Raw genomic sequence first — 25,968 nt, forward strand, 5'->3', positions numbered from 1 at the left:
GTAACGCCATCATGACCGCTCCCTTAACATTACTGGCCGACGCCGTGCGCCGCCACGGTTCGCCGCTGTGGATCTACGATGCCAACACCATCGGTGAGCGGATCGAGCAACTGCAAGGCTTCGACACGGTCCGCTACGCGCAGAAAGCCAATCCGAACCTGCATATTCTGCGCCTGATGCGCGAGCGCGGCCTGGTGCTCGACGCCGTATCGCTGGGTGAAATGGAACGGGCCTTCGCGGCGGGTGCGTCGGTGGCGGGAGATCCTGCCGGGGTGGTACTGACCTGCGACGTGCTGGATCAGCCCACCCTGGCGCGGGTCATCGAAACGAAGATCGAAGTGAATGCCGGCTCGATCGACATGCTTCGCCAGCTGGGCCAGCACTCCCCCGGGCACCGCGTGTGGATCCGGATCAACCCGGGGTTCGGCCACGGTCACAGTCGCAAGACCAACACTGGCGGTGAGCACAGCAAGCACGGCATCTGGCACGCGCAATTGCTCGAAGCGCTCGACTGCGTGAGGTCCCATGGCCTGCACCTGGTAGGCGTGCACATGCATATCGGCTCGGGCGTGGACTACCAGCATCTGCAGCGGGTTGCCCGCTCGATGGTCGATCTGGTTGGCCGGTTGGGTATGGACATCGAAGCCTTTTCGATCGGTGGAGGGCTGTCACACCCTACCAACGCGGCGACAAGCCGGTCGACCTTGAATGCTACGCCCGCACCTGGGCAGCGGCCCGGCTGGAGATCGAGGCAATACTCGGTCATGGGGTGCGCATGGAGATCGAGCCGGGGCGGTTTCTGGTGGCGCAAGCGGGCTGCCTGGTGACCGAAGTCCGTGCAGTGAAACAGGTGGGCCGTAATCTCTTCATCCTGGTCGATGCCGGCTTCAACGACTTGATGCGCCCGGCGCTGTACGGAGCCTATCACCGCATGACCCTGCTCGACGCCCAGGGGATGCCGGTAGATCGCCCGCTGCAGCCCAGCCTGGTGGCCGGGCCGCTGTGCGAGTCAGGTGATGTGTTTACCCAGGACGAACTGGCGCTGGCCCCTCAGCACCTGCCACAGGCTCAAGTCGGTGATCTTCTGGTGATCCACGACACAGGCGCCTACGGTGCATCCATGTCTTCGAATTACAACAGCCGCCCGTTGCTACCTGAGTTGCTGATCGAAGACGGTGCCTTGCGGATGATCAGGCGCCGACAGACCATACAGGAGCTCATGGCACTGGAAATGGAGGTGTAGGTTTCCCCTTCGCCAGCGTCCCGCCCTTTTGGAAATGACCTGTGAAGGCCGTTATGATGAGGCGCTTCGTCATGCGTAAACGCAGGGACGCGAAAATACGGATAGCACGGCTAAGCCGGGCACTTGAAGATGGGTATACGGCATGACTGACCGGGAATTACTGGAACTGGCAGCCCAGGCTGCCGGCTATGAACTCATCGAATGGACGGATGCATGGCAAGGCCATACGGGGCACCCGAGGGACGGTGAAGCGGGTTTTCTGCTGCGCGTCGACACACGGCACCTGCTGTGGAACCCGCTACTGGATGATGGCGACGCCCTGCGCCTGGCGGTGCAGCTGGGTATTCACATCGATTGCGCATTTCTCTGCGCGATGCCCAAAGACCTCTACGGAAAAAATCCGGACGACTGGACTGAAGGCTCAGATATCGACTCGGACGATGAGTGCGAGTTGATGCGCCGCGCCATTGTGCATACCGTGGCCCGTATCGGTAAACGCCAGCATCAGATCAACGGTGAGTCCGCATCCACTCATCCGCCACGTCGCCCATCGTCAGAGGTTCCGCCGTTTTAACCCAGGCCATGAAGGGTCGGTCGAACTTGAATGACGCCCCACACTGGCCAATCAGAAACCGCCGGACCTCCTGGGTATTGCGATAATTCTTGTCCAGCGGCGTGCTGCGGGTAATCGGCCCTGCGTGCCAGTCGAAGCTCATTTCCTGTTCCCTGGATGGTATGGTTCGCCCAAAGCCTAGCACTGCCCAGGCCACAAAACACCCGCAGGGTGACCCGCACCGTTCAAGGCAGTGGATAGATCTGCTAGTACCCGCTACCTTGAGGCTTCACGCAAGGAGTTCGAACATGGCCGATAAATATGTTGGAAAGCTCATGGGTGTCGGCACGGACAACGTGCAGTACGTGATCAACATTTATCAGGACGAGACCGTTGAACGCTCATCTCACGGCATGGTTCGCCATGAGGGCCGCAAGCATTTCGAGATGCAGTTCGGCGGTGAGGTGAACCAGATTTCCGAAACGGAGTACGAGATTGTGGCCACGGGCATCAGGGTCACTGTGCGCGGTGACCAACGCTAGCCTCACCCTTTGCCTTTATTCCTGTTCCTGGCCCCGCCCTGGCGTGCTTTGAATTTCGGATTTATCCCGCCAGATCGATTCGCCCGAATCGCCTTCACCTGATACGCATCGAAGCCGATGTCTTGCCCCCTGCATGCGCGCCAGCATTGACACTGTTACGGCAGGTTGATGTTAATATTCGGCGCGGCCACGCCGCACTGCGCAACAGGAGCAGCATGCATACCTTGTAGGTATGCTGATTTTTGATAAGGACTATTTCTCATGCGTTTTCAACGTTCGGGCATCGCCGCCCTTCTCGCCACGTTAACCTGCACGGCTGTTCTGGCCGCAGATGACATTTCCGGCGTCGCCCTTGGATCCTCGTTGGCTGTCGCCAAAGAAGCCATTGCAGAGGCAAACCCAAACTTCAAGCTTTCGCCATTGATGCTGCGTGACGGCAAGGAAGCCGGCGTTACAGCAGTTACAGCAGACCGACTCAAAGGAACCGGCCTCAGCAATCCGGGGGGGCCTTCTGACGAGTTTGCAGCGCTTCAGAATGATGCTGGGAAAGTGTGGTTCATTGCGCGTGTTCAACGCTTCGAAGACGGGTCGCGCATCAAGACAGAGGCACTTAAAGCTGCCTTGACTGAAAAGTTCGGTAAACCGTCGAACATTACCCAGATGATGTCGCTCGGCCTTGTCTGGCAGTACGACCGCGACGGGAAACAGTACTTTGGCCCCAGCTCAGAGGGTCCATGCAAGGGCGTGCGCAGCGCCAACAGCAACATTCCCGGTGTGTCGTTTCCGGCGCCGCAATCGTTTAGCCCAACCTGCGGGAAAATCATCCAGGTTGGCGCTTCGGAACAACCAGACGAAATGGTGCCTCACTACACAGTGTCCATCATCGACGTCAAATCGATGTTTGACGAGCTGGCTGCGCGTGATGCTAACGCCGAAGCCGATCGAAACAAGAAACTGTCTGATGAGCAAGCGAAGAACGTAAAACCCAAAATCTGACAGGAAGGAAAAGGCCGTTGGTAAAACAACGGCCTTTGATCTTCAGGTCAAGGCTTGGCTTCATCACCACCGTGCATAACGACCTATCCTGCCTGCCAAACGCATCTGCCTAATGAGTCTTGCAATAGTAATGCAAATAGGGGTAGATCGCTTCAACGCGTTAATTCATCACACGTCTCGAAGTCAGGCCAAATTATGCCGTTAAGCTTTCATAAAATGCACGCCAATGGTGATGATTTCGTCATCGTAGACTCGCGAAATTCACTCAGTCCGGTTACCAGCAATATGGCTCGGCGAATGGGCGATCGGAACCGAGGAGTCGGTTTCAATCAACTTGCGGTGATGCTCGATTGCGATGACGCAGATGCGCGTTTGAAATTCTGGAATGCGGATGGCTCACCGCTGGACGTTTGTGGCAGCGCAACGCGCGGTGCCGCGGATATGTTGATGCGTAGCGCCCAAAAGACTTCAGTAATACTGCGAACCAAGCGTGGCTTGCTAACGTGCAAGCGAACCTCAACCGGCGGCGTTTCTGTAGACATGGGAAAGCCGCTTTTGGGCTGGTCAGATGTTCCTCTGGCTATGGAAATGGATACTTTGCTGTTGCCACTGCCGGGGAGCCCAACAGCCTGTGGCATGGGTAATCCGCACTGCACCTATTTTGTCGATGATCTGACAGCCGTTGAGGTTGCGTCGATTGGGCCGACAATTGAAACCACGTCCTTGTTTGCGCTCAGGACGAACGTGCATTTCGTGCAGGTCATTGACCGAAAGCACATCCGGTTGCGAATTTGGGAGCGCGGGGGTGGTATACCGCTGGGTTCAGGCTCCTGCGCTTGTGGCGCCGCGGTGAACGGCATTCGTCGTGGCTTGTTAGACAATTGCGTTGAAGTTGAATGTGACGGTGGAGCCGTGACGGTTCAATGGGACGGCGTGGGATCAGTCTTTCTCTGCGGGCCGGTAGAGACGACTTTTTCCGGAACAATCGCGGATGCTTTGTTAAAAGCCTGATTTTCAGGCAGGCCGCTCGATTCATGCCGCGTTCTACGAGTTCGAATTTTTCACTGGCATGAGGTTATCTGCACCACCAATGACGGACAATCCTCAAGGAATTGGGGATCGGCTACCGGCGGCCATACAACTGCTGTCACACCTATGCGACAATATGCTTAATGTCTGGCCTCAACCCCGCATTTATCGCCCAACAGCTCGGGCATAGCGTGCAGATGCTCTTATCGACGTATGCACGCTGGATAAACTCGTCCAATGACTGGCAGGCGCTGGAAAAGCTCCAGATTGGTCCGAAATTGGTCCGCAGCTGCGAAGACGTCACATAAGCTATTGATAGGTAAGCCCTTTGATCTCCACCGCTAACATCACCATGCAGTCCTGCATGGGTGTTAGCGGGTGCCAATGCGTTGATTTCATTGGGCGAAATCCCCCATCAGCACCCACCCAAGCGCACCCATTGGTATCAAAATTGGTATCAGCATCACCCCTCCTCTGGCGTTCTTGCGCAGCCCTGCAACTGCCCACGTCGGCACCCCGTCATCTGGCGCGTGGCAAGGCACCTGAACCGGCACTTCGACGCGCACGAAGCGGGCCTCCGGTTGAGCCTGCGCAACACAGCCGCCCAGATCCAGCAAGATCAGCAGCCCGCTCCTACGAAAAGCGCCAGTAAATACGGGGCTGCGGTTCGGACAAGGCCATTCCCGCCCCCACAAGAAGTGTCGTAGACCAGCGGGCTGTAGACCAAGCTCCTTCGTGCGAATTTGGTTGACAGCCCGCAAGAGAAAAATAGCGGCCCTTACTATTAGCACAGTGCATCTCTTATAAAAAATAGAAGCTCATAAAAAATATCGTCACCCTTAAATCTATCGAGAAACACAGGCGATTTCGCTCACCACACTATCCCCATTAAAGCAGAAATTAAAATTCCCCCTTTCAACGAACAAGAAATAAATTGTAACAAAGGCCTCTTGAAATACTCTAAACACCAAGAAAACAACATTTATTGACGAAGAATGAGAAGCCTTGCCTTCTATAGCTGGATGGAAACCCAGTTCATTAAAACCCCACCCAATGGTAACGTATGCTTTCGCATTGCTCAGAACAAGAAGTAGCACGAGCAAACTTGTTGGTTGAATAAAGGATTAACGAATGACTATCGAGCGAGAGATTTTCTCGGCCCTTATCGCGCAGAACGCATTACAAGGTGAAAAGCCAAGCGTACAAAGCTACGCCCAGCTAGCCGTCGACAAGGGGTTTAGAGCGCTTTCGTCAAAGCAACAGGCAGTGGTAAGCCCCTTCCTGCAAAAAAAATGCGAGGGAACGAAAAAACCAAATGAAAAACATAACAACTGCCAAAATACTATAGGCGGTCGTGAATTGGTTACAGCCCTTGAGAAGTCAGAGCTTTATAAAGGATGGCGCTGCGGGAGCTGCCGAGGCGCATCTGAATAATAACACAGCGACCTAAAGAGAGTAGTAACCTAAAAACCTATAAGAACAACCAGGAAAACCACTATTACTCTCGCCACTCCTGAGCGATATTGCAGCAGGCCACCACAGGCCTGCTCGCAGTTATTTTCGATAGCCCCCGTCAAATCGCCGCCCACTCGTCACGCACTTGAGCGCTTCGGAAAAATTCTGTACGACGCTGCCAAATCCTTCTGCGTGTCTAATTTTTTAAGGAGAAAATAGTGCCTATATATCAAATAGCACTGCTGGTCGTTTTCGGTATTGCCACACTCTGGTGGGGTTACCGATTGGATAAGAGGAACCGTCAAAAAGAGCTGGCCGCAAAAAGACAAAGCGAAACCCGAGCCTCCTAGGGTCGCTGGCAGACTCCCTGATATACGTCTGCGCCGCCCTCAAGGCTGCTTTGTCGACGATGAGGTCTCTGCGTAAATTGAGAACAGCTTGTCCAGTTTCTCGACTGAGTTCGATGGTTCCTGCATCACCCACGCTGCCCTGCCAACTGGGGTGCAATGCCGCCGCAGGGTTAGCGCTTAGTGCAGCGTGCGCGCAGGTCCGCCAAGCGACCGCAGCTGGTATTCGGTGACCGCCTGGTACAGCGACTCAGCCTCCAGCCGCAGGCGCTCGATTTCCTCTCCTGGCTGGCCAGCGTCCACAGCTGCTTGGTAGCGACGCTGCGCATCAATGGCCTGTTGTATCAGTGGCTCACCAGCCTCGATAATTCCTGCCAGGGTCTTCTTCACGCTGCTGCTCCGGCTATTTGATCAGAGCAGTATAGGTCAACGGCCATTCGGGCTTCGCTACGGATCAACCAGATCAGCGATGACCACCAGTGTCACCTTCCGGCCAAAAGCGGACATCGAGGAAAAGATATGGAGCCAATCCGTCATTTTGGCTCTACCTCGTTACTCGCAACGCTTCGAGCACCAGGGCGAAGGCAGGCGATGGTTGTCTACGGCTGGGATAGTAGAGGTGATAGCCGGAAAACGGCTCGCACCAGTCCTCTAGCACACTAATCAACCGGCCCTCTTCAAGGTGGGGGGCGAACTCGTCTTCGGGTAGATAGGCGATTCCCAGGCCGCCGACGGCTGCGTCCGCAATATGGGTCGTGGTGTTGAACACCAGTTGCCCTTCGACCCTCACCCTCAGCTTTTTGCCTTTGCGCTCGAACTCCCAGGCATCCACTCCACCATAGGTTGGAAAACGGATATCGATGCAGCGATGCGCAGCCAGATCATTGGGGTGCGTGGGGATGGGGTGCTGGGCGAAATAGCTGGGGGCCGCCACTACTGCCATGCGCAGATCGCCGCCGATGCGTACAGCGATCATGTCCTGAGCAACCGTCCCGCTGAAGCGCACACCAGCATCGAAGCGCTCAGCCACGATGTCACGGAAGCCGTAGTTGATATCGAATTCGAGCTTGATATCCGGATAGGCCTCCAGTACGGGTATCAGCTTGGGCAGCAAGGTCGTCTTGATGATGTTGTCACCACAGGTGATACGTACCGTGCCCGCCGGTTTGTCGCGCAGCTCGGTCAAGGCATCCAGCTCGGCTTCGATTTCATCGAAGCGGTAGCCGATAGCTTCCATTAACCGTTCACCAGCAGCCGTCAGCGAAACACTGCGGGTGGTGCGTGTGAGCAGGCGAATCTGTAACCGTGCCTCCAGCCCTGACACCACCTGACTGACGGCCGACTGGGTAACGCCCAGGTGCGCTGCTGCACGCGTGAAGCTACCTTCGCGAGCCACGGTCACGAAAGCCTGGAGGTCGTTGAAGTTATGCCGAGGCATGTGCCCATCCTCTGATTAAGTAGCAGAAGTTATAGCGGCTTTAAGCATTAATTAGCTAATCAAGGCCTATTTATTTTACGACAATGCCTCCTGTCCCCTTGCGCCTTTTCCCGCGAGCGGGCCCATGCAATCGCCAGAGCCCGCTCGGCGATTGATCTTCAACCCGTGAAGAGGACGCCCCCATGAACAGACTTCTTGCAGCCCTGGGCCTTCTGCTCAGCTCATTCACAGCTTTAGGAGCCGACATGTCCAACGGTGCAGACAATTTCTTCCAGAGCGACAAGGTGACCATGGAGAAGGTCAGCTTCAACAACCAGTACCAGATGAGGGTGGTGGGCAACCTGTTCACCCCTAAGAGCTTAGGTAAGTCCGCACCCAGCCCGGCTATCATCGTGGGCCATCCCATGGGCGCGGTGAAGGAGCAGAGTTCCAACCTGTATGCCCAGAAACTGGCGGAGCAAGGCTTCGTTACCCTGGCGCTGGACTTGTCATTCTGGGGCGAGAGCGAGGGCCGCCCGCGCAACGCCGTTCTCCCCGACATGTACGCGGAGGACTTCGGTGCGGCTGTCGATTATCTCGGCACCCAGGCGTTCGTGGATCGGCAGCGCATCGGTGTGCTGGGCATCTGTGGCAGCGGCAGCTTCGTGATCAGCGCGGCCAAGATCGACCCGCGCATGAAGGCGATTGCAACGGTCAGCATGTATGACATGGGTGCCGCCAATCGCAACGGCCTCAAGCATTCGCAAACCCTGGAGCAGCGTAAGCAGGCAATCGCCGCCGCAGCCGAGCAGCGCTACGTGGAGTTCACTGGCGGCAAGACGCAGTACACCAGCGGCACCGTGCATGAGCTGACAGACGATACCCACCCGATCCAGCGTGAGTTCTTCGATTTCTATCGCACTGCGCGAGGCGAGTTCACCCCGGCGGGCTCCAGCCCAGAGCTGACCACCCACCCGACGCTGACCAGCAATATTAAGTTCATGAACTTCTATCCGTTCGCGGATATCGAGACGATCTCCCCGCGCCCGATGCTCTTTATCGCTGGCGAAAACGCTCACTCGCGCGAGTTCAGTGAAGAAGCCTTCCGCTTGGCGGGCGAACCCAAGGAGCTTTACATCGTCCCCAACGCCGGGCACGTCGACCTGTATGACCGGGTGAATCTGATTCCTTTCGACAAGCTCACCCAGTTCTTCCAGAACGGCCTGAAGCGATCCGCGAGGCAGGCACCATGACTAGCAAACTTGCCGCCCAGCCAGGCGCCTTCGCCACTGACCAGCCGCTGTCCTGCCCCAGTCACTGGGGTGGGGTCTTGGCGATGACGCTCTGCGTCTTTGCCCTGATCGCCTCGGAGTTCATGCCCGTCAGTCTGCTGACGCCACTGGCAACGGATCTCCAGGTCAGCGAAGGCGTTGCGGGGCAAGGAATCGCCATCTCCGGTGCGTTCGCCGTGCTGACCAGCCTGTCGATCACCTGGCTGGCCGGGAGCATGGATCGCAAGACGCTTCTGCTCATCCTGACGGGCCTGATGGCGGTCTCCGGCGCGGTGGTAGCGCTCGCGCCGAGCTTCACCCTCTACATGCTGGGACGAGCGTTGCTAGGCGTGGTCATCGGCGGTTTCTGGTCAATGTCGGCGGCCACGGCCATGCGCCTGGTGCCCGATGATCAGGTGCCCAAGGCGCTAGCCATCTTCAACGGTGGCAACGCCCTGGCTACGGTGATCGCGGCGCCGCTGGGCAGCTACCTGGGCGCGGTAATCGGTTGGCGTGGGGCATTCCTCTGCCTGGTGCCGGTGGCGCTCGTCGCACTGGTCTGGCAGTGGCTCAGCCTGCCGAGCATGAAGGCCCAGCAGCGAAAGAGTCCCGCCCCCAGTGTTTTCAGGCTGCTCGGCACTCGCTCGATAGCGTTCGGCATGGCGGCTTGCGGAGCCTTCTTCATGGGGCAGTTTGCGCTGTTCACCTACCTGCGGCCCTTCCTCGAAACGGTGACCTTGGTCGATGCCACTACGCTGTCATTGATCCTGCTGGTTATCGGTGTAGCCGGTTTGGGTGGAACGCTGTTGATCGGCTCACTGCTGAAAAAGTACCTGTATCGCACGTTGATTGCCATTCCAGTGCTGATGGCTGTGATTGCCCTCGCGCTGATCCCTGCCGGTAGCTGGGTCGTTCCGGTGGTGATACTACTGGGCCTGTGGGGGCTGATGGCCACGGCAGCGCCTGTTGGCTGGTGGAGCTGGATTGCACAAGCGATGCCCAATAATGCCGAGGCAGGTGGAGGGCTTATGGTGGCAGTGGTGCAGTTTGCCATTGCATCGGGTTCAACACTGGGCGGCTGGTTGTTCGACCACAGCGGCTACCAGAGCACCTTTACTGCAAGTGCAGCCATTCTGTTGCTTGGCGCGGCCCTTACCGTTCTGGCCATGCGTGCGCAGCCGGGTCAGCCAAGGTGAGGTGGGAGTCTTCAAGATGTATAAGCTCAGCCAACATTTCTGCCTTTCGGGCATCCGGCTATGCCTGCTGTTCATGCTGAGTGACTGCGCATTCGCGGAGACAACTCTGAAGGAGGATCGTATGTGGATGACCGTTGGCGAACAGCGCTTCACAATCACCCTGGACGATAGCGAGACCTCACGAGCACTTACACAGCTATTACCACTTACCCTCGACATGAGCGAACTCAATGCCGACGAGAAATACGCGAGCCTGCCGCAGCGGCTGCCAGCCCGCGCAGTAAGGCCCGGTACGATCCGCACTGGCGATCTGATGCTGTACGGCGCGGATACGCTGGTGATTTTCTACCGGACGTTCGAGTCGACCTACTCCTACACCCGAATTGGTCGTGTCGATAGCCCCGAGGAGCTAGCCGAAGCGTTAGGCCGGAATGATGTGAACATTCACTTCTCGGTGAAGTAGGAGGGGCGCGAAGCCTGCCCCGTGAGTGTATGCTTTTGGCCGACTGTAGCCGGTCGCGAGCGGCAGCTATCGGCCAAAAGCGGTCAGTCATGACCGGCTGCTTTCGACCCATAGCTGCCGGTCGCGAAGTGCAGAAATCGGCCGGAAGCGGACTGATTCGCAGCAGGCCAGTCTCCTGCATTGAGGTTCGCAGGTACCTACCTTTTCAGGGGCAATTCAATCGCCTCGCTTAACGCGCCATTGGCGCCGAAAGCGGCAAGCCCACTGCTAGTCTCGAAAGGCTCCCGGAGGGCGGTCGAACCAGCGCTTGAAGGCACGGTGGAAAGTGCTGGTATCCCTGAACCCCAGCCGCTCGCTGACCGTCGCCACGGGCAGCCCCTGGCGAATCAGCTCCGCAGACAACTCGCGACGTACCTCCGCCACCAGCGCGCTGAAACTGGTGCCCTCTTCCTTCAAGCGTCGGTAGAGCGTGGTGCGACTGACGTGCAACGCCTGGCAGGTTGGCTTGATGCTCACGCCTTCTGGCAGGCTTGCGAGAATCAAGCGACGCACCGTGCCGGCAAGCGTATCTGCGTCTTGCAGCTGCGCGAGTGTCGCCCTTGCACGAGACTCCAGCATCTGTCGCAGGTAGTCGCTGGCGCCGAGAATGGAATGCTGCAGGAAGTCGCGCGGCAGGTGGAGGCTGTTTCTCTCGCTGTCGAAGCGCAGCTCGCTGCCGAACAGCTCGACATAGTGCGCATGGTAGGCCGGGGATGGGAAAGCGAACTCGCACGCCAGAGGCCGCAGCGCTACGCCGGTCATCTCCCGGCTCCAGCGCAGCACTGCACTCATGCTGCGTTCGATGGCGGCCTGCGGGTAGGTTTTGCCGGGGGCAAAGGTGATCTCCAGCACCAGAGCATCTGCCGTTTCACTGTACTGCCAGCTCTCCGAAGGGTTCATCAGCGCGATATGCCGCTGGAACACTTCCAGCACCTCGCTCACCCGACTGCATTGGCGCAACCAACTAGCCAGCACGCCATGCGTGGCGGGGTTGAAGGTCTGCCCGATCAGCAGGCCGATATGCGGCAATTGCGTGTTGTTCGCGGCGAACTGCCACAGCGCCAGTAACTGGGTCTCGTCGACACGCTGCTCCTGGATCGGCGATGCCGCAGCCCCCTGGTCGAGAAGTTTGGCACCCTCCACCCCGGCCTCCCGCAACTGGGTTGCAGTGACCACGCCGAGATTCAGCAACTGGTCGTGCAGATCCAGCACTGCGACGGCCGATACGGTGGTACTTCTGACCATCGGACTTGCTCTTGGTAGTTGCTTGGGTAACGACTCTAACGCACGGTGCAGAGCGGCGGCCAGCCGTCGGCCATGCAAGTGCAGGTTGCAACCAAAAGCCATACAGGTTGAACCGCAGAGCCATGGCCAGCCGTCATCGGACTGCCTAGCATCGACGACACGACCATGGCACAGGAAGACCTGCTATGCCCGAGCACAGAATCGAATCGTTAAGCGCCTTGCGCGCACTGATTCCGCCACCACCGGCGATGATGCACAAACGACTGCAGCGCAAGTTGGATGAGCACTGCCTGCTGATGATCCGCCAAGCGACGGTTTGCGCCGTCGGCTTCGCCGACCCGCGGTTAGATATCGAGTACCTCGATTTGCGCCACCATCCAGTGTTACGGGCCGAGGGCCAGGACATCTTGCTGCCCTGGCCGGCAGACAAAGCGATCTCACAGCAGCCGATAGAGGAAATGGCCTGCAGTCTGTATTTCATCCTGCCCGGCGTGGGGTTCAGCCTGCGCGCCAATGGCCGGGGCTCTCTGCGGGCCGGAAAGCTGTTGGAGTTTCGCGCCGAGGCGCTGTTCCTGCACTGTTCGCGAGCCAAGGTACGCGCCGATTTCTGGCGGGCCAGAGAGTACACCACGCCCTTTTTAGCTGACACAGGGCAGGCCTTGTCCGAGCCAGCGCAGGCCTTTATCGCCGCCTCGCCGTACCTGCTGATGCTTACGCAGCGCCAGGTCGACGCCACCGAGATGTCGCCACGAGGTGACCCGGCTGGTTTCGTACAGGTACTGGATCGCCACACTCTGCTGGTACCGGAACGCCCTGGCAACAAGGTTGCCTGCAGCCTGAGCAATATTCTCGTCGATGGCGCCTTGCGCCTGTCCTTCCTTCAGCCCGGCGCCGACACGGTTTTATCCGTGGCCGGGCGCGCCTGGTTGAACAACGACTCGAACTTGCTCGCCCCACTGGCAATCAACGGCAAGCCACCTCGGGTCGCTACCGTCGTGAACGTCGAGCGCTATCGCTTCCAGCACTGCCCAGCACTGCTGGCCGCGGGCTTGTGGGATCGCGCAACACACCTGGACGAAAGGCAGATTCCAGCCTTTTCCAAGATGCTGTCCGAGCACATGAACGGTACGGGCCTGTTGGGCAAGGCCACCAGCCTGGTGGTCGATGCGGTGGTCAAGCATGACTTGCGCCATCTCTACTGAGGTGACGGGGTAGGCGACGGCTTAAATGCCCTTCTGTACCTTGCCCAGCTGGATGCTTATTGCTGTCCGTCAGCATCCGAATCCACTGCGCTTTCTAGCGAGGTTCTGCTCTAGCCGGTCATGTAAGCATGCGACTGGCTGGTATTGGCCGGTTTAGGTCATCCACGAACGGCCGCAAAGGGTCGAAAGCAGCCGTCTGGGCTTGGTTTTTTCCAGATCACTGCTCGATGCCTTGGACGTAGGCCTGGCACGCCCGCAAGGCAATCAATCCTTGGTCACCGGCATCGGTGATGGCGACAATTCGTTGAGCAGCCGCAGGGTCAAGTTCGCCTCGCGGGGCTCCATGAACCATGCCGCCGGCGCTGGAGACGGCTGGCACCCCACAGCCACTACCCTGGGCTGGGGCGGCGAGTAGGACTGACAGCCGGAGATCAGAAGTAGCGAGGCGATCGCGCAGGCGAGCTTGGGTTGCTTGGGCATTGGTCAGCTCCTGGTAGTGGGTTTTGTCGTTGGCCTGCAGTTGATCTTCAAGGGCTCGGCGCCGGGCCTGCTCTGCGCCCTGCCAGTTGATCACCGCCACAGCAGCGGCCTCTCGTTCAGCCTTGAATTCATTGGCCTGCTTTTCGCTCTTGGCCTGCCACTCGGCATCCATGGTCGAGCGGCCGTGCTCGTAGGTGCCCCAGAACGCCCAGAGCACCAGCGCCAGCGATGCCGCTGCACCTATCGTGCGCCAGCTGATCACGCCAGCACCTTCAGCGCGCGGTCATACAGGGCCTTTCGCTCAGCGGCGCCGTGCGGTATCCGGCCAGGCTTGCCGGTGTTGATCACGCTGCCGATGTCCTGAAAGCGGCCGGCGTCTGCCAGCTCGTTCAGGCCGTGGATCGACCACCACCAGGCGGCGGACATGGCGGCGTTCTCAGGCTGCTCGAGCAGCTCGGGGTTGTCCTCCAGCGGCAGGCCCAGGCCGGCGCCGGCGGCGACATAGTTCGACCGGCCGGTGAGCTGGATCAGGCCACGTCCACGGTACCGCCAGCCGTCCCCGGGGCGAGTGTTGCCCATGCGCCCGCTGTAAACGATGTTGGCGATCTTCTCCGGCTGCCGCGCGCAGACTGCCGCTGAAGTTGCGGTAAACCGGCCGGGCCAGGTGCGCACCAGCGCCTCGGCGCTGTAGTTCAGGTTCTCCACCAGGTTGCGCAGCTGACCCGACTCATGCCCGGTCTGGGCCAGGAATGCCGCCACGCGCACCGGGCTGTCGACCTTGTAGCGCGCCATGGCCCGGTTCAGCGCAGGCAAAAAAATGCCCGCGACTGGGCGGGCGTTCGGGAGGATCTGCAGCAACTGCTGCTCGGTCAAAGGGGGCATGCGTTTCTCCTAGTTGAACCAGCGGCCGATGGCGTGGCAGTGCACGGTGGCCACGGACGTGCTGATGAAGCTGTTGGTGCCGCCGGCGGTGCGCCACAGGCGCGGCACACACTGGACGGTGTTGATAGAGGCCGCCATCGCGGGACCAAACTCGGCGAACGTCACCGGGGCCGAATCGGCCGACAGTCCCTGAATCGGCGTGACGGTTACCTTCGGCGGCGCCGAAAAGGCCGCAGGAAAGGGCCAGAGTTTCAGCAGGGTCAGGGGCACGCTGAACTCGAGCACAACCGCCGCCGTGCAGATGAGGGTGCCGTTGGCAAACTTCACGTACTCGCCGTTCGCGTTGGTGCCTGACTCGATGATCGCGCCGGTGGGCACACCCGAGGCCTGCGAGACGGTACCGACGATATCCGCCACCGCCGCTGTCTTCAGGCCGAGGCCATTCCGAGCAGCTGCCTGCGTCGTTCCGCCCGTCCCGCCCTTGGCCACCGGCACCACGTTCTCCGTCGACACGGCGCCCAGCGAGGAAAGCGCCACGCCCCACTGGTCAATGATCTGGTGCATCCGATCGGCTGCAGCCTTTGGCCACCCCTGAATCGGCACCAGGGCGTAGGCGCCTGCGGAAACAGTCGAACCCAGATACCCGGGCTCGATGCTCAGCGACGTCGGGCTGATGATGTTCGTGACCTCGTACTGCCGGCCGTCCGGCCCGACCCAGGCGTCACCGACCCGGCCATTCAAGGTGAACGCCGTGCCGGTACCGGTGACCGTCTTCTGGCCAGCCGTTACGGCCACTGTTCCTGCTCTGCTCCAGGGCATGCTTTTCTCCAGGCAAAAATAAACCCGCTCGATGGCGGGTGCGCTGACGCTCTGACCGTTATTGCGGGAGCGGATAGCGTTCCTTGATGGCGGCGACCGCGGCGATCCAGGCGCTGTAATCGGGCTCAGTGCCGGCAGCCAGCGCGTCATACTCGGCCTCGAACTTCAGGCGATCGCTCTCGGCGGCATAGGCCGCACGCCGGGACGCCAGCGCCGCCTCGCGCTCTGCCTGGCGGGCCTCATTGGCTTTCTGCTCTGCTGTTTTGACCTTGCTGAAGTCGATCATGCGTCGGTCTCCTCTGTTGCTTCCGCTACGGTTGGCTTGGGGTCTTGGTCAGTCGGTAGCGCAATCGGACCGTCCGGGGCGCCGACAATGTCCGCGGGGAAGCGCGATCGCTCCCCGGCTTCGGCGCCGTGCGGCATGGTGATCGGAATGACCAGCACGCCACTGATGCGCTCCACCGGCTGGTTGATCCACGGGCAGCTAATGGCCTCGGCCGGGAGCGTGGCGCCATCTGGCAGCGGACCGAAGTCATACGGCAAGCCATTGATGGTCAGCACGTCACCCAGCTTGTGAATGGCCAGGGTGGCGTCGGAGCGGATCGGGGTCAGTTTCAGTCTCATGCGTACCACCTGCCTTGGGCTGTCATTACAAAGTCTGCTGTGATGGTCCTAGAAGTCATGGACATGACCAGGCCCTGATAGGTTGTCGCGGTCACCGCATTGGGCTGGGTGGAAACCGTCTGCGCCCGCGCGCTGAATGTGAACTGAGGCGGCGCGATGAAGGCCGCCGGGAAGCCGAACGTCGGCGTGGCCCCGATGAATAGCCCGTCCTGGGCGAAGGTGACCGCCTGGGAGAAGTTCAGCGTTGCCGAACAGATCATCGTGCCGTCGGCGAATTTCGTGTAGCGGCCCGAGGCGTTGGAACCGCGCTCGATGATCGCGCCCGTCGATACCCCGCCCGATTGGGAAACCGTGCCCACGGCATTTGCCGTGGCGGCCGTTCCCAGCCCCAACCCGGCGCGGCCAGCTGCAGCTGTGTTGCCGCCGGTGCCGCCCTGGGCAACGCTGAGCGCGGTGGTCAGGCCCAGGAGCGCCGTGATGTCGGAGTTCTGGCCCCGGGTCGCAGCAGCAATGTTTGCCCTTAGTGTCGCCGCATCAGCAGCACCACCAAACAGAACCAGCGTTGCGCCGTACTGCTCGACGACCTGGCGCAGCCGATCAGCTGATTCCTTCACGTACCCCTGCATCGGTGTGATTGAGTAGGTGCCACCGGTTACGGTGGCGCCCTGGTAAGCCGGGAGAATGCTCAGTACTGTTCCGCTGGCGATGTTAGTCACCTCGTACTGCCGGCCGTCCGGGCCAACCCAGGCGTCACCGACCCGGGCATTCAAGGTGAACGTCGTGCCGGTACCGGTCACCGTGTTCTGGCCGGCCGTGATGGCGACCGTGCCTGTTCTGTACCATGGCATAGGGTTTTCCTTTAGATCGGTTTCATCGGCCGAGCTGCAAACAGCGTCCGGCCATTGGCGGTAAGTGGGTTGATGCCTGAGCCGTTATCGACATACATCTGGAGCATTCCTCTGTTACCGGGCCAAAAGCCCCCGAAGTTCGCTCGTATCGGCTGAGTGGTTTGCACGATGTTCGTGCAGGAGAACAGGGCATTGGCCAACACGTAGTCGTCATAGCTGCCGGTCCAGGGCATCTGCTGGCTTGGCGAGTAGCTGCCGGAGCCGCTGATGGGGTCGCCCGCCTGTACAAACATGTTGGTGGCCGGCTGGCTGTTCAGCGAAGTGATGTTTGCCGACGTGACGAACAGTCGAACGCCGTTGGCGTCGCGTATCGAAGCCCCGTATGGATCGAGTGGTGAGGCGTCAACCATATAGCTCGAGCAGAACCACTTGATGGTCATGAACTGCTGCCAGGCGCTGCCATGCAACGGGTGGGGCCAGGCCTTCAGCCTGAACCCCGTCCAGTTCCCAGGGCCGCCCTTTACCGAGAAATTGCCCACCATCATGTAGTCGGCCGCATTCAAGAAGACCAACGGCCTCTCGGACGTGGTGATCGGCACCGGGAAGTTGATGTCCGCCCACTGGATGAACTGCGCTTGCTGGCCCGGAATCACCTGCTGGCCAAACTGGAAGCTGCCACTGTGGCGAACAGTCAGCACGCGGTTCACCGAGTCAATCTGGGTGCGAATGTTGTTGTTTCTGGTCCTAATGCCGTATGTGTCATTTGCGCTGAACGGCTCCCCGCCCTGCGACAAGATCATCACCTGCCAGGTATTGGTGAGCGGCTGCCTCAGCTGAAGGATGCCGGCCGAGTACCAGGCGGCAGGGGAATAGGTGTATTCCCCTTGGTCCTCCAGTGTGTCGACAACGACGAACGACTGCGCCTGAATCTCGGGAATCGAGATGTACTGATCGAAACTGCCATCACCGGTGACCGTCATCATCTTCAGCGAGCGAATAGGTGTGATGGATGTATCGAGCGTCACCTTGCCCGACGCGTCCCTGGTTCGAAGCCCGTAAAGATCCATTAAATCACTCCCACATTCCGGTGCTGGTGATGTAGTTCAAGTTGTAAACGTATGGAGCAGTCAATCTCCCCACTGCTGTACGCTCAGTGCCTGCAGCGTCGTAGACGTAGAGGCCGCCGTTGTTCAGCAGCGTCGAGCCGTTGGCATCCTGCCCGCGAAGCACCAATGTGCCTGCCGGAATGTTGATTTCCAGCAGCGGGAGCCCCTGTGAGTTGACCGCGGCAGAGCGCAGCGTCGACCCCAGAATCACTTCTTTGATGAAGGCCTGGCTGATAAACGCCTGATTGATGAACACCTGGCCGTTCTGCACCACGAACGGCACAGAGATCTGACCAGAAACCTCATCGACCACCGCAAAGCGCTGTGCGAATGCAAGGATCTCCGAAGTTTCCTCATTGCTGCCCACTGCCAATCCGGCAACTACGGTTCTGCCGCCGGATGTGGTTTGCGCCTTGATGGTCACCTGGGCGCTCACTTTCCCATCCAGGTTCACCACGGCCTGGCTGACCTGCTGAACCGAAGCGCTGGTCTCGCCGATCGAAGCTTCGAGCGTCTCCGTCTTCCGGGCCAGGGCCTGATCGGCATCCGCCAGGATGCGAACATCGCTAGCGAACTTGGCCTGCGACTTCTGGGCGTCCAATGCGCTCAACAAGTCGCCCTCCCCCGTATCATCCCGGCCGGCGGTGTAAACCGCCTCGACAGAGGTTCGTATCGAAGCCACGGCCTGGTCGGTTGTCACCTGCGCCTCGGACACCTCCTGAATGTCCGCCGCGTTGTCGTCGACCTCGGCCTTCAGTTGATCCAGGCGCGTGGCCGTGGCCTCGCTCTGGGTGGCCACCGCCTTTTCCAGGGTGGAAAGCCCGGCGGCGTTCTGCCCGACCTTGGCGTCAATCGCGATGAAGCGCTCAGCGGATGCCTGCTGCTCAGTTGCAAACACCTTGCGCTGTTCACTGATACCGGCCTGGGCGTCCCAGGCTGCGTTGGCGTCGGACATGCCGCCATCGTCGTCGACGTCAGCGCGCCAAGCTGCCTGCAGCGATTGCAGGCTTGTTGCCTGGGCGGTGACCACGCCACCCAGATCGGACAGGCCGGCAGTATTCTCCTGCACCTGCGCAGCAAGGCCATTGGCGCTCTGCACCACCTGCCCGATATCCAGCCAGTACAGCGGGTTCGGTGGCGCATTCGCTCCAGAGGGATCTGCCGGGACCGGTTGCTTGGCCTGGTACAGGCGCTGGCCCAGGCGAACAGCGTCATCCTTCAAGTACGGTTGCTCTGGGTTGTACTCCAGCGCGTCAACCAGGCTGCCGATCTGCTCCTGCAGCTGCTCATTGAGCTCTTCCAGGCGGTCATTCACAGAGCCAGGGCCATCGCCGGAAATCTTCTCGATCTCCTTCAACAACTCCTGTCCCAGCTCGCTCTCGGTAATCTTGCCAGCCAAGGCCTGCAAGTAGGCGCTAACGTCGTTCGACGTTGATGCAGGGACAAACAGGAACGGGCTCTTCCCATAGGCATTGGTTGAGCGGATGTAATAGAAGTAGTTCGTGAAGAACGCGAGGCCAGTATGAGTGAAGCTCAGACCCTGCCCGAGGTAGACCGCGTCGCTGGAAGGTGCATTCGGGTTGGTCGTGAAGAAGTACTCATAGGTGCCCCCGTTCAAACCTGCTGACGGGTTGCTCGGTATCAGCGTGATCGACTCAAGCGCGGACTGCACAGAGCAAAATTCCGGGATAGGAGGACCATTTACGCTGACATTGATGGTCGCCTCGCCTGAGCGGGCCATAGGCCCTATTGCCGCAACGCTCATCGTGTAGTTGCCAGATGGCAGCCCGCTGATCTGACAGCGATTACTCGCTGATTGGATGGTGTGTGACTGCACAACATTCACGCCCTGGCGGACGATCACGGCGTATTCCGACACGATTCCGCCGCTTGGCGCCCAGGTCAGTACGCCCTGAACGACCTCGGCACCCGTTTCTTGAACCCAGGCCAGTCCCGTTGGCGACCCCAGCCCTCCAGAAGGCAGATTGATGAAACCAATCGGGTTGTACGGCTCGCCCACGGCGTCGTCGAAGATCGCCGCTTCATACTGCTGCACCTGGACGTTGCAACCCTCTTCGTCCCCCATGGACCAGTTGGTCACGATGAACTCACCGAGGATGTTCAGCGACGGCAGGTTCACGCGCACCACGCGCCCGGGGCGGCAGTTGTAGCCGGCGAAGTTCATCGGAATGGTGATCACCCCGCCAGCACGGCGCCGGCGGAGCTCGATGTTCGCCAGGCGCTGGGCCAGGTAGGGGTCTGTCACATAGGAGAAGGTAAGCGTTTCCGCCGCCTCGCCGCCGTCCTGCGCCACCCACTCCGCGATGCTCACCTCTGGGTAATCCGTCTCGGTCCACGACTGAGTAGGATCAATGAAGGTGCCGCGCACAGTGTTGATGGCAGCGTCGTTTGACGGCTCAGTACTGCCGCCGATGGTGCCGATCACCATGTCCTCGGTGATCTCGAAGTCGTAAGGGCCGTAGTAGGCCCCAGCCTGGAGCATCCACCGACCGCCGACGCGGATCAGCTTCCCGGCGCAGGCCGCCTCAAGCTTCTGCAGCACGCCGGATTTCTGCTCGTCGGCACCGATGACGCAGGCAGTTCTGTACCGCGCACTTACCGAGCCGTCAGCATTGCCAACAGACTCATCGCACACGTTCGCAGCACTGGCGAAGGTCTCGAAGACGATCTCATCGTCAGGCACATTGCACCGGGCCCGCAGATACCACAGCAGGTGCAGAGCAGTGTTGGCCGAGTAGCCGCTCATGCCGGTGCGCGGGTCGTACAGATCGTTTCGACCGCGAACCACAAAGCGCGCATCAGGAATGCCGGACGGAAATTTCTCGGCGCTGTATTGCAGAGAAAGCCTGACGTAGGAAAGGCCGCGCCCAATCTGGCTGTCTTTCCAGTCGGGGCAGTTGGCCTTGAGGAAGGCATTGACCTGAGTAGGGTTCACCACCAATTCATAGCTGGCGAACGGGCCATACGAGGCGATAGGCTCCTCGCCCAAGTAGATCTCCTCCAGCGCATCCACTGAGCCTTCGCACAGCACATACACCAGGTGCAGCCATTCCCCTTCGGTCTGGGTGCCGGACTGCTCCTGGGCCCACACCAGCACACCACCGGTGGCAACTCGGCCAAGGATGAAACGGACCGGGGCCTTAGAGGAGCGGACGGTCTGCGCGGATGGCTCGTTGTCCCGCAGCGGGGACTTGGTGTTCAGCTTTTCCTGCTGCTCGGCAGCGTAGAAAGCCAGGCCGGCACCGATTACTGCTCCGACAACGTTACCCTGGACAAACCCGATTACAGCCCCGACCACTACTTGGGCGAGCTTCTTGACCCCACCGCTCATTCAACCCTCCACGCGGCCAGAGGCTCGCACTCAATGCGGAAGACGCCGTCTTCGGTCGTCGACCAGTAATCCCCGGCCCAGAACACAGCCATGCTTCGTCCACCTGGTGCGTCGTACAGCACAACGTCACCGCGCTGGATAAACGCCAGCGATACCCTGGAGAAGCAGGCATCCCAGGCGGCCTCAAGGCTCCCGTGCTGCTTCTTCAGCTGACGCTTGGCGCCGGTCTCCGTCTTGTACTTGCCGCGGTACTGCTCGGCCGGATCGACACCACAAACGGCTGCAGCGCAGTCGGCCGCAAACAGGCAGCAGTCAAATTCGCCCCATGAAAAAGGCCGCCCTTGGGCAGCCTTGATCACGTCGTTCAGACGGGTAGTCCAGTCTCGATGTCGCATCGCTAATTCCCGTAGGTAAACGCCGGCGCGTCCTTGCTGGAGCCCCAGTAGATTGGCCATTCGGACATTTGCGCAATGGCATAGAAGAACCGGTCATCCTGGTGACGGGCCCGGTGGTTTTCATCGGTGAAGCGCTCGGTACCGGTTCGGCTCCACTCGGCCATCCGGTCGACGACAGGGACCGTGATGCTGTTTCCGTCCTGGCCGTTACCGGCGAACGAGAACTTGGCGGCATCCATGCGGCCCGAGAAGAGGATGTCCGCGGCGTAGTTGCCGGCCTCATCGAAGACGATGAACAGGACCTTGGCCGCCCTGCCCCGGCACCCGCGAATATTGGTTTCCGACAGGATGTAGGCATCCAGGCCGCTCAAGGTCAGCTCCACGGACATCGGCGAGCCCGAGTTGTCGCTCTCCTGCGACTGGCTTACCTGGCCGAAGTTGCCCACGCCCTCATAGGTCACGCCGTCAACAACCAGCTGACCGGTACCGGTATGCGCAAACACCATCCCATCGACGAAATCCAGCTGTACGGCATACACCGGCATGAACTTGCCAGTGGCGATGATGTTCACCACGCTCTGGCTGAAGGGGAATGCGGATGGCATCAGAAGGCCTCCCTGAATTGATAGGAACCGTTGGCGATGATCGGGCGTACCGACATCGACCAGGTATCCGAGGTCATGCGCATCTCGGAATATGGGTTGAGGTATTCGACAGCGGCGCCGGCGGTCAGCGATTTTCGAATGCGCTTGTTCAGCATCAAAGTTGCCTGGCCCTGGGCATTCGACGACGCAGCATCGGTCACCTCGAACATCTCCCCTGCAATCGTGATGTAGTCACCAGCGCTGAAAATGGCGGAACTTGGCGCAGCCCCGGCGACCACCATGCTGCGAGCCTGGGCGTTGCCCGACATCACCGTCAGCGCGCCAATGCTGACCGTGCGCCTCCTGGTGAACGCCGGCATGTTGAACGTCCCAAACATCCCGTCCAGGCGCCCCAGGAACGACGACAGTTCGCGCTCCTGGGCCCTGGTCAGCAAGCCGAACGTCAAAGTGCACTGCCAGTACGCCCCCGGGTAGCCCACGATCTGCTGAGCGTACGACAGCGTTGAAGTAAACGCCCGGCTGTTGTTGACGATGCCCCATGTCATTTCTGACGGGCACAGCGAAGCCGGCCACGTGAGAGCCATGAAGTAACTCCTTGGTAAAGCCGGGGGCTTATGTCCTGTGGATTTTGCTCAACGAACCGCCAGGCCCAAGAACCTCAGAAAACGATTTCTCATAGCCGGCCTGCATATTGCGAGTACAGAGCTCAATGAGATCGTGGATCTCCGGCCCAACCTCATCACCGCACTGCAAGACAGCTGTGATTCGGCCTATGATCTCGGCATTCAGTTTCACTCGTTCGCGCCAAAGATGAGGTGCCGTGTTCTGGTCGAGCCCTTTGAACAGCACGGGCGAAATAGCCTGGGTGATGACATCCAGTAGTTCGATAACATCCAGGTCGGAAATTTTCAACGGTTTCTCCTAATCAATTGCATTGCTGGTCCGTTCTGTTTGAGGTCACGCAACATCATCTCGTAAGCCCCTTTCATGCCGCGATTAGCACCATCATCCGCCGCCTGTTTGAGCTGTTGGGCTGTGCTCTCATCAGGATTGCCTTGGAAATAGAAATGCTGCTCGATAGATGGAAGACTCATCGATGCCGAAGACCTGGCCACCCTTGAAGTTGCAGCTCCGCCAACAAAGCCACCGTCAGCATAGCCCTTCGTGTTCGAGTTCATGCGTTCGAGAAACTCTCGAGCGCCTGGCTGGCTGACCACGTCCTTTCGCACCACGAACTCACCACCATGCACCACACCCTTAGGCTCAAACTTACCGCCATCGCCGGTATAGCCGCCATCAGAAAAGCCGAACTTCGGGCTGTAACCAGCAGCTGAGGCGCCGAGGCTCGAGGATGTCGCGGCGGCCGACCCAGCAGCGAAACCGTTACTTGCAGCGGATGCACCGGCCAGCCCGGTGAATAGCGTGCCGAAGATGCCCACCGCCGCCTGACGCACCTGAATGCGGATCAGGTCGGCAATGATGCCGTCCGCCAGATCCTTGAACGATAGCTTCCCGGTCTTCACGAATTGGATGATGCCGTCTTCCATGTTGCTGAAGGCGCTGGTGAACAGGTTGCGGGTCTGGCCGGCGACGTCGCGCGCCTGCTCGGAGTAGGTCTGAAACGCCGAAGAGGCGCCGAGCGACCAGTCCGATTGGGCTTTGTCTACGTCCGAGTAATACTGCTGCTGCATCGCGAGTCGAGTTTGCAGCGCCGAACGCAGAGCTTCCGTCTCCTGGTTGTACAGGTTGTCGCTGATCCGTCCCTCGTTGTGCTGCTGCTCCAGTGCGTCCATTTGAGACTGGTACTGCTGCTGGATGCTGAGCTGCTCCTGCAGGCGCTGTCGCTGCTGATCCCCCATACCCATGCCGGCCAAATTGTTGTCTAGCCCGGTTTGGGCCTTCGCCAACTGGCTTGCGAGGTTGGTCTGGAATGCTGCGAGCTTCTGCACCTCTTCTGTCGCAATCTTCCGTAACTCGTTTTCCTTCTCAAGAGCGGCGTTCTGCTTCTGCTGTGCAAGGTTTAAATCCGCCATTGCCAGCAGCTGCTTTTGCGTAGCAGTAAGAGTCTTTTTGTCCTTGAGGTCGGCAATCTGCTGCTCCAACTCCAACAGCTTTTTTGCTTCGGCGCCTAAGGACCTCGTTCCGTCGGCCTGCAGGCCAATCAAAGAGCTCTGCTGTTGAAGCACTGCATAGCGCTGGCGCGCCTCGTCAAGCAGTCGCTGGCCGGCGTTCTCCGTGTAAGCCTTTGGTTTTGGGTCTGCAAACTGCTTCGCGGCGGCATCCCGAAGCTGCTTGATTTCTGTCTCTGAATAAGCAGTTCCGCGTCGACTGGCGGACGCGATCTGCTTGTCGATCTCTGCGTAACGAGCCTTCAACTTATCGGCGTTCGAAGCTGAGTTTTTCAGAGCCTCGCTAAGCTTCTCTTGGTTTGCGATCGATTCCTTGTCCAGCCTCAGAAGCTCTGCTTTGGCGGCCGCTCGCCTATCGTCTTCGGCTTTCTGAACATACAAATCAGTGATAGCCGACTGCGCGCCGCTCTCTCCGCTGGCAAGCTCGCCAAGGTTTGGATTGTCATCGAAGATGGTCGGTATCTTCGCGTTTCGCACACGATTGAGGCGGTCCTCAAGCTTTACCAGCTTCTGCTCAAAAGTGTCCTCGCGGCCAATATCCAACACCGCATCCCAAGCCCCCTTGGCGGCAGACTTCACGCCATCCCAAGCTGTCTCGACAAGCCCTAGCTTGCTTCTAATTAGTTCAGCCCGCGAGTCAACGGCCTCGGCGTAGGCTTTCTCAGCAAGGTTTGCTGCCGCTTGTTGATCGCCTTGCTTCGACAAAGCCTCAATCTGCGCGTAAGTGGAGGCAATCAAATAGCCGTACTGCTCGTTGAGCTCTTTCGAATACTTCACCGGATCTTTCGCCAGCTTCTCGAATTCGGCCACGGTTTGGCTCGCCGCCTTCCCAGTGGCTTGCTCCATCTTCAGTGCGGCCGTCGCGATCATCTCGAAAGAGGATGCGGGAATTTTCGACGACGCTGCAAGCTGAGCCAACACCTCCGATGCAGCTCCAATGGTTCCCACAGACTTGCTCACGTTCGCGGCCATCGAGCCAATAGCTCCAGCACTAGTGCCCGCAGCGTTGCCAGTGAGAATCAGGGCATTGCGATAGGCGTCAGCCTCTTTCGAGCCTTGGAAATAAGCAAGTCCGAGTACTCCGACTGCAGCAGCCGCAACAGAGAATGGATTTACCAAGCCGAGGACGTATCCCCCCAAAGCCTTCGCGGCAGGACCGACACCGCCAAACATGTCTTTTAGTTGACCGCCCTGCTGAAGAAGAACCGTCAGAGGCGCCTGCCCACCCTGAAGCGACACTGCAATGTCGGTGAACTGAGCAGGCACGCCACGCAGCGCGGCAGCAGTTTGTTTTGCGGTGTTGCCGGTACGCGTCAGAGAATCGTTGAACCTGGTGAGGTCAGATCTGGTTGTGCGAATCTTTGCCTGGTAATCATTGAACGTATCCAGGTCTATGGTGCCGGCCTTTCTATGCCTGGCAAGCTCTTGTTCTTGCCGGTCAAGCTCACCAAGTTTTTTAGTGAGTGGATCGATTCGACCGAGTAGGGACTCAATTTCATCTCGCTCAGAAGCTAATGACTTTGTAGCCTTTTCGGCACTTTTGCCGGCGCCTTCCATTCCAGCACCAGCCTTGTCCATCGCCGGTTTCACGCGAAGGCCGGCGCCCTCCAAGGCCTCAAGGGCTTTTCTTGTGTCAGCGGCCTTCTGCTCGGCGTCCCGGCTGTCGATCTCCAGGACCAACCGCGATGTTTGTGCCATAACTTTTCTCCGGGCAATAAAAAAGCCACCAA

The 25,968-nt window shown here is 59.4% G+C and carries 26 protein-coding genes and 2 pseudogenes; 11 read left to right on the top strand and 17 right to left on the bottom strand.

Translation table 11 applies throughout. The annotated features are described in order from the left end of the window. The first annotated feature begins 11 nt into the window (after positions 1 to 11). Both lysA and LOY22_RS13570 read left to right on the top strand, forming a co-directional pair. Positions 12 to 1,243: pseudogene (gene lysA / locus LOY22_RS13565) on the top strand (diaminopimelate decarboxylase). A gap of 142 nt (positions 1,244 to 1,385) precedes the next feature. Beyond that, on the top strand, positions 1,386 to 1,817 hold the full coding sequence (locus tag LOY22_RS13570) for a hypothetical protein (RefSeq protein ID WP_258593492.1): 432 nt from the start codon (positions 1,386 to 1,388) through the stop codon (positions 1,815 to 1,817). Here the strand turns inward: LOY22_RS13570 and LOY22_RS13575 are convergent. Then, on the bottom strand, positions 1,753 to 1,959 hold the full coding sequence (locus LOY22_RS13575) for a DUF6434 domain-containing protein (protein WP_093382644.1): 207 nt from the start codon (positions 1,957 to 1,959) through the stop codon (positions 1,753 to 1,755). The two genes, LOY22_RS13570 and LOY22_RS13575, sit on opposite strands and share 65 nt — an antisense overlap. A 145-nt stretch (positions 1,960 to 2,104) precedes the next feature. On the opposite strand from LOY22_RS13575, the gene LOY22_RS13580 reads away from it, so the two are divergent. The 5 genes and pseudogenes from LOY22_RS13580 to LOY22_RS13600 all read left to right on the top strand — a co-directional run bounded on the left by LOY22_RS13580 (position 2,105) and on the right by LOY22_RS13600 (position 5,797). Next, on the top strand, positions 2,105 to 2,338 hold the full coding sequence (locus tag LOY22_RS13580) for a hypothetical protein (RefSeq protein ID WP_258593493.1): 234 nt from the start codon (positions 2,105 to 2,107) through the stop codon (positions 2,336 to 2,338). Positions 2,339 to 2,599: 261 nt separating this feature from the next. Beyond that, positions 2,600 to 3,334 (top strand): hypothetical protein, encoded by a 735-nt coding sequence (locus LOY22_RS13585; RefSeq protein ID WP_258593494.1) that lies wholly within the window; start codon positions 2,600 to 2,602, stop codon positions 3,332 to 3,334. Positions 3,335 to 3,529: 195 nt separating this feature from the next. Beyond that, complete coding sequence (gene dapF, locus LOY22_RS13590) at positions 3,530 to 4,345, top strand: diaminopimelate epimerase (RefSeq protein ID WP_213601149.1); 816 nt, start codon at positions 3,530 to 3,532, stop codon at positions 4,343 to 4,345. Positions 4,346 to 4,437: 92 nt separating this feature from the next. Then, positions 4,438 to 4,671 (top strand): annotated as a pseudogene (locus LOY22_RS13595) (site-specific integrase); the annotation flags it as partial. Between the two features lie 823 nt (positions 4,672 to 5,494). Further along, positions 5,495 to 5,797, top strand: coding sequence for a hypothetical protein (locus LOY22_RS13600; RefSeq protein WP_195884145.1), 303 nt, complete (start codon positions 5,495 to 5,497; stop codon positions 5,795 to 5,797). A 548-nt stretch (positions 5,798 to 6,345) separates the two neighbouring features. Here LOY22_RS13600 and LOY22_RS13605 read toward each other — a convergent pair. Continuing rightward, positions 6,346 to 6,555, bottom strand: a complete 210-nt coding sequence (locus tag LOY22_RS13605) for a hypothetical protein (protein WP_195884146.1) — start codon at positions 6,553 to 6,555, stop codon at positions 6,346 to 6,348. Positions 6,556 to 6,709: 154 nt separating this feature from the next. Next, on the bottom strand, positions 6,710 to 7,603 hold the full coding sequence (locus tag LOY22_RS13610; RefSeq protein ID WP_195884147.1) for a LysR family transcriptional regulator: 894 nt from the start codon (positions 7,601 to 7,603) through the stop codon (positions 6,710 to 6,712). A 182-nt stretch (positions 7,604 to 7,785) separates the two neighbouring features. On the opposite strand from LOY22_RS13610, the gene LOY22_RS13615 reads away from it, so the two are divergent. The 3 genes from LOY22_RS13615 to LOY22_RS13625 are packed head-to-tail and all read left to right on the top strand — an operon-like array spanning position 7,786 to position 10,512. Next, the gene (locus tag LOY22_RS13615; RefSeq protein ID WP_195884148.1) at positions 7,786 to 8,835 is read left to right on the top strand and encodes an alpha/beta hydrolase; all 1,050 of its coding nucleotides are present in this window, start codon (positions 7,786 to 7,788) and stop codon (positions 8,833 to 8,835) included. Continuing rightward, entirely contained in the window at positions 8,832 to 10,049 is a 1,218-nt protein-coding gene (locus LOY22_RS13620) for an MFS transporter (protein ID WP_195884149.1), read from the top strand. The genes LOY22_RS13615 and LOY22_RS13620 overlap by 4 nt, the downstream gene beginning before the upstream one ends. Positions 10,050 to 10,065: 16 nt before the next feature. After that, positions 10,066 to 10,512, top strand: a complete 447-nt coding sequence (locus LOY22_RS13625) for a cyclophilin-like fold protein (protein WP_195884150.1) — start codon at positions 10,066 to 10,068, stop codon at positions 10,510 to 10,512. Positions 10,513 to 10,779: 267 nt separating this feature from the next. On the opposite strand, the gene LOY22_RS13630 is transcribed toward LOY22_RS13625, so the two are convergent. Beyond that, positions 10,780 to 11,796, bottom strand: coding sequence for an AraC family transcriptional regulator (locus LOY22_RS13630; RefSeq protein ID WP_258593495.1), 1,017 nt, complete (start codon positions 11,794 to 11,796; stop codon positions 10,780 to 10,782). Between the two features lie 185 nt (positions 11,797 to 11,981). Between LOY22_RS13630 and LOY22_RS13635 the strand changes: the two genes are divergently transcribed. Continuing rightward, positions 11,982 to 12,998, top strand: coding sequence for a hypothetical protein (locus LOY22_RS13635; protein WP_258593497.1), 1,017 nt, complete (start codon positions 11,982 to 11,984; stop codon positions 12,996 to 12,998). Positions 12,999 to 13,215: 217 nt separating this feature from the next. Here LOY22_RS13635 and LOY22_RS13640 read toward each other — a convergent pair whose 3' ends face one another. The 13 genes from LOY22_RS13640 to LOY22_RS13700 are packed head-to-tail and all read right to left on the bottom strand — an operon-like array spanning position 13,216 to position 25,936. Then, a complete protein-coding gene (locus LOY22_RS13640) occupies positions 13,216 to 13,740 on the bottom strand; it encodes a lysis protein (RefSeq protein WP_408980878.1) in 525 nt (174 codons plus the stop codon). Continuing rightward, positions 13,737 to 14,360, bottom strand: coding sequence for a glycoside hydrolase family 19 protein (locus LOY22_RS13645; RefSeq protein WP_258593499.1), 624 nt, complete (start codon positions 14,358 to 14,360; stop codon positions 13,737 to 13,739). The genes LOY22_RS13640 and LOY22_RS13645 overlap by 4 nt, the downstream gene beginning before the upstream one ends. 9 nt (positions 14,361 to 14,369) lie before the next feature. After that, positions 14,370 to 15,179 carry a phage tail protein gene (locus LOY22_RS13650; protein WP_258593501.1) on the bottom strand — a complete coding sequence of 270 codons (810 nt, stop codon included), beginning with the start codon at positions 15,177 to 15,179 and terminating at the stop codon, positions 14,370 to 14,372. A gap of 58 nt (positions 15,180 to 15,237) precedes the next feature. Continuing rightward, entirely contained in the window at positions 15,238 to 15,465 is a 228-nt protein-coding gene (locus LOY22_RS13655) for a hypothetical protein (protein ID WP_258593503.1), read from the bottom strand. Then, entirely contained in the window at positions 15,462 to 15,803 is a 342-nt protein-coding gene (locus tag LOY22_RS13660) for a hypothetical protein (RefSeq protein ID WP_258593505.1), read from the bottom strand. Before LOY22_RS13660 ends, LOY22_RS13655 begins: the two co-directional genes overlap by 4 nt. Further along, entirely contained in the window at positions 15,800 to 16,651 is an 852-nt protein-coding gene (locus tag LOY22_RS13665) for a phage tail protein (RefSeq protein ID WP_258593507.1), read from the bottom strand. Before LOY22_RS13665 ends, LOY22_RS13660 begins: the two co-directional genes overlap by 4 nt. Positions 16,652 to 16,662: 11 nt before the next feature. Then, a complete protein-coding gene (locus LOY22_RS13670) occupies positions 16,663 to 17,718 on the bottom strand; it encodes a hypothetical protein (RefSeq protein ID WP_258593509.1) in 1,056 nt (351 codons plus the stop codon). Between the two features lie 4 nt (positions 17,719 to 17,722). Further along, entirely contained in the window at positions 17,723 to 21,109 is a 3,387-nt protein-coding gene (locus LOY22_RS13675) for a phage tail protein (protein WP_258593511.1), read from the bottom strand. Beyond that, positions 21,106 to 21,504 (bottom strand): DUF6950 family protein, encoded by a 399-nt coding sequence (locus LOY22_RS13680; protein ID WP_093382559.1) that lies wholly within the window; start codon positions 21,502 to 21,504, stop codon positions 21,106 to 21,108. The genes LOY22_RS13675 and LOY22_RS13680 overlap by 4 nt, the downstream gene beginning before the upstream one ends. A gap of 2 nt (positions 21,505 to 21,506) precedes the next feature. Beyond that, a complete protein-coding gene (locus tag LOY22_RS13685; protein WP_258593514.1) occupies positions 21,507 to 22,109 on the bottom strand; it encodes a DUF2163 domain-containing protein in 603 nt (200 codons plus the stop codon). After that, the gene (locus LOY22_RS13690; protein WP_258593515.1) at positions 22,109 to 22,693 is read right to left on the bottom strand and encodes a hypothetical protein; all 585 of its coding nucleotides are present in this window, start codon (positions 22,691 to 22,693) and stop codon (positions 22,109 to 22,111) included. Before LOY22_RS13690 ends, LOY22_RS13685 begins: the two co-directional genes overlap by 1 nt. A gap of 28 nt (positions 22,694 to 22,721) precedes the next feature. After that, complete coding sequence (locus LOY22_RS13695) at positions 22,722 to 23,021, bottom strand: hypothetical protein (protein ID WP_258593517.1); 300 nt, start codon at positions 23,019 to 23,021, stop codon at positions 22,722 to 22,724. Beyond that, entirely contained in the window at positions 23,018 to 25,936 is a 2,919-nt protein-coding gene (locus tag LOY22_RS13700) for a phage tail tape measure protein (protein ID WP_258593519.1), read from the bottom strand. The genes LOY22_RS13695 and LOY22_RS13700 overlap by 4 nt, the downstream gene beginning before the upstream one ends. Between the last annotated feature and the right edge of the window lie 32 nt (positions 25,937 to 25,968).

This window comes from Pseudomonas sp. B21-035 (genome assembly GCF_024748945.1).
Classification (GTDB): domain Bacteria; phylum Pseudomonadota; class Gammaproteobacteria; order Pseudomonadales; family Pseudomonadaceae; genus Aquipseudomonas.